General features: G+C 59.6%; 2 protein-coding genes. One reads left to right on the forward strand and one right to left on the reverse strand.

The genetic code is table 11. The features are described from left to right. Positions 1-186: 186 nt before the first annotated feature. A complete protein-coding gene (gene secA / locus EDD77_RS17770) occupies positions 187-2,961 on the reverse strand; it encodes a preprotein translocase subunit SecA (protein WP_058963277.1) in 2,775 nt (924 codons plus the stop codon). Positions 2,962-3,214: 253 nt separating this feature from the next. On the opposite strand from secA, the gene trhA reads away from it, so the two are divergent. Then, positions 3,215-3,865 (forward strand): PAQR family membrane homeostasis protein TrhA, encoded by a 651-nt coding sequence (trhA, locus tag EDD77_RS17775; protein WP_058963178.1) that lies wholly within the window; start codon positions 3,215-3,217, stop codon positions 3,863-3,865. Positions 3,866-4,000 lie beyond the last annotated feature (135 nt).

The raw sequence follows: 4,000 nt of genomic DNA on the forward strand, positions 1-4,000 counted from the left end.
TCGCTGCATAAAAAGTGGCCAGCAACCTACTGGCTGCTGGCCGGGAAAACTTTATATTTTTTCACTGTCCTCTTGACGGGTAGCAGTTCATTCCGAAGCTTTGCCGGAACCGCAGGCTTTCTTTTATCAAAAACACAAAACGCCCGCCGGACTTTTTTGAGCCCGGCGGGCGCTTATTGTACTGGCTTACAGGTCGGAATGGTACTCCTTGCAGGTGCACTTCTTCCATTTCAGACCGCTGCCGCAGGGGCAGGGATCGTTGCGGCCGATCTTCTCCACCTTCACAGGGCCGGAGGAGCTGGTGGCCTTCACGTTCTTGCCGGGGGTGGCGGCGTCGCCGGTGGGCTTTGCCACCTGGGTGCGCTCTACCACGGGGGCCTGCTGCTGGGGCTGGATCTTCAGCTCGATGGTCAGCAGCAGGCGGACGGTGTCCTCCTTGATGCTGTCGATCATGGCGTCGAACATCTCGAAGCCTTCCAGACGGTATTCCACAACCGGGTCACGCTGGCCGTAGCTGCGCAGGTAGATGCCCTGACGCAGCTGATCCATGGCGTCGATGTGGTCCATCCACTTGGTGTCCACGTTGCGCAGCAGGCACATCCGCTCCAGCTCGCGCATGATATTGGAGCCGTATTTCTTTTCCTTGTTGTCCAGAATCAGGGTGCCGCGGTCCAGCAGGAACTTGCTCACGTCCTCCTGCTTCAGGCTCTTCAGCTGTTCGGGCTCGTAGTGCAGGTCGCTGTCCATGGTCAGCCAGCCCAGATAGTGGCGGCGCAGGGCGGCCAGATCCCAGGCGGAGGAATCGTCGCCGGCGCAGAAGGTGGCCACGCTGCCCTCGATGTTGTCCTTCATCATGGTGCGCAGGGTTTCCTTCAGATCCTCGCCGTTCAGCACCTGACGGCGCTGGCCGTAGATGATCTCACGCTGCTTGTTCATCACATCGTCGAACTGCAGCACGTTCTTACGGGTGCTGAAGTTCTGGGCTTCCAGCTTCTTCTGGGCGCTCTCGATGGTGTTGGTGATCATCTTGTTCTCGATGGGGGTCTCGTCGTCCAGGCCCAGGGTGTCCATCAGGCTCTGCACCCGCTCGCCGCCGAACAGACGCATCAGATCGTCCTCCAGGCTCAGGAAGAAGCGGGAAGCACCCGGGTCGCCCTGACGGCCGGAACGGCCGCGCAGCTGGTTGTCGATACGGCGGCTCTCGTGCCGCTCGGTGCCGATGATGTACAGGCCGCCGGCGGCGCGTACCTCTTCGGCTTCCTTGGCAATCTCGGCCTTGTGGGCAGCCAGCAGCTCGTCGAAGCGGGCGCGGGCGGCCAGAATGTCCTCGTTGTCGGTCTCGCCATGGCCGTCGGCCTCCACGATCACTTCCTCGGCAAAGCCTTCCTTGCGCAGCTGGGCCTTGGCCATGTATTCGGCGTTGCCGCCCAGCATGATGTCGGTACCACGGCCGGCCATGTTGGTGGCGATGGTCACAGCGCCCTTCTTGCCGGCCTGGGCCACGATCTCGGCTTCCTTCTCGTGGTTCTTGGCGTTCAGCACGTTGTGCTTGATGCCCTGACGGCTGAGCAGCTTGCTCAGGGTCTCGCTCTTTTCAATGCTTACGGTACCCACCAGAACAGGCTGGCCCTTGGCGTGACACTCGGCAACCTGCTTGACCACCGCGTCGTACTTGCCCTTCACGGTCTTGTACACGCTGTCCGACTCATCCTTGCGCAGCTGGGGCTTGTTGGTGGGCACGGTCACGATCTGCAGGCCGTAGATCTCGATGAACTCGTCCGCCTCGGTCTTGGCGGTACCGGTCATACCGGCCAGCTTCTCGTACATGCGGAAGTAGTTCTGGAAGGTGATGGTGGCCAGCGTCTTGCTCTCGGCGGCAACCTTCACGCCTTCCTTGGCCTCGATGGCCTGATGCAGACCCTCGTTGTAGCGGCGGCCGATCATCAGACGGCCGGTGAACTCGTCCACGATGATGACCTCGCCGTCACGCACCACATAGTCGATATCCCGCTGCATCACGCCCCGGGCCTTGATGGCCTGGTTAATGTGGTGAGCCAGAGTCATGTTGGCGGCATCGGCCAGGTTCTCCACATGGAAGTAGGCCTCGGCCTTCTTCACGCCGGACTGGGTCAGGGTGGCGGTCTTGTGCTTTTCGTCCACCACATAGTCGCCGTCCACCTGGGCGTCCTGATCTTCCTTGTCGTCCAGCTCCACGATCTTGCTCATCTTCAGGGTTTTGGCGAAGGCGTCGGCCTGCTGGTACAGGTCGCTGGAATCGTCGCCCTTGCCGCTGATGATCAGGGGAGTACGGGCCTCGTCGATCAGGATGGAGTCCACCTCGTCCACGATGGCGAAGAAGTGGCCGCGCTGCACCATGTTCTCCTTGTAGACCACCATGTTGTCGCGCAGGTAGTCAAAGCCGAACTCGTTGTTGGTGCCGTAGGTGATGTCCGCGTTATAGGCGGCGTGGCGCTGCTCGTTGGTGATGCCCTGCACGATCAGGCCAACCTTCAGGCCCAGCCAGCGGTACAGCTTGCCCATCCACTCGGAGTCGCGGCGGGCCAGATAGTCGTTCACGGTCACAACGTGCACGCCCTTGCCGGCCAGCGCGTTCAGGTAAACGGGCAGGGTGGCCACCAGGGTCTTGCCTTCACCGGTCTGCATCTCGGCGATGCAGGCGCGGTGCAGCACGATACCACCGATGATCTGCACCGGGAAGTGCTTCATGCCCAGCACACGCCAGCTGGCCTCACGGCAGACGGCGAAGGCCTCGGGCAGGATATCGTCCAGAGTTTCGCCGTTTGCCAGCCGCTCCTTCAGCGCGGGGGTCATGGCCTGCAGTTCCGCGTCGGTCTTGGCGGCCATTTCGCTCTCCAGCGCGATCACCTTGTCGGCGATGGGGCGGATCTTTTTCAGCTCCTTATCGGAGAAGGAACCGAAGAGCTTGTCTAAAAATGCCAAATCGATCACTCACATTCTTCTCTATATCGTTGATACACAAAAGCGGCCGCACAAACCGCGGCACACTGTGCGTGTATAGAAAGCCCATACTACGCTATTCTAATATCATACATCATCCATAGCCCCCTGTCAAAGCGAGGGGGTGGAATATTTGTTAATTTTTTTGGTCAGGCATTGATTTTACAGCATAAAGTGATTATACTAACAATAGAATCTAGTTTTAAAAACTAGATAAGCTCAAGGAGGGGATTGAATGAGCCGGTATTTTGCAAAGGGCCGTGAGCCCATGAGCAGCTACACCCATTTCTGGGGTGCTGTGGGTGGCGTGATTGCCACATTTCTGCTGGTGGGCCGCAGCCTGTGGCAGGGCTCCGGTGCGCTGGTGCTGGCCGGGGTTGCCCTGTTCGGTCTTTCGCTGGTGACGCTGTATTCCGCCAGCAGCATCTATCATTATGCGCTGTGCGCGGCGGCCCCGCTGCGGCGGCTGCGCAAGCTGGATCACGCCATGATCTATGTGCTCATCGCGGGCAGCTACACACCCTTCTGCGTGGCCTACATGCCCGCCGGTGAGCGGGAGGTCTTTCTGGGGTGTCTCTGGGCGGCGGCGTTTCTGGGCATTCTGTTCAAGCTGGTCTGGCTGGATGCGCCCCGCTGGATCGGTACCCTGATCTATCTGGCCATGGGCTGGTCCATTCTGGTGGATCTGCCCGCCTTCGCCTCCATGCCCACCGCATGCCTTGTGCTGGTGGCGGCGGGCGGCGTGATCTACTCGGTGGGTGCGGTGATGTACATTGCAAAGCGCCCCAACCTGAGCCCCAACTGGGGCTTCCACGAGCTGTTCCACCTGTTCATTCTGGCAGGCAGCCTTTTGCATTTTCTGGCGGTGTTCCTGTTCGTGGCCTGAAGCATATTGCAGTAAAAAAGCCATCCCGGCCGGGATGGCTCAGCCTGTCGAAAAAGGTTACCGAAAGGTGGCCTTTTTCTCGTATTGAGGAAAAGAAAGCGGTATAATAGTGTGGGGGGATAAAAATGCTGGTAA

The organism is Allofournierella massiliensis, from assembly GCF_004345265.1.
GTDB lineage: Bacteria > Bacillota > Clostridia > Oscillospirales > Ruminococcaceae > Allofournierella > Allofournierella massiliensis.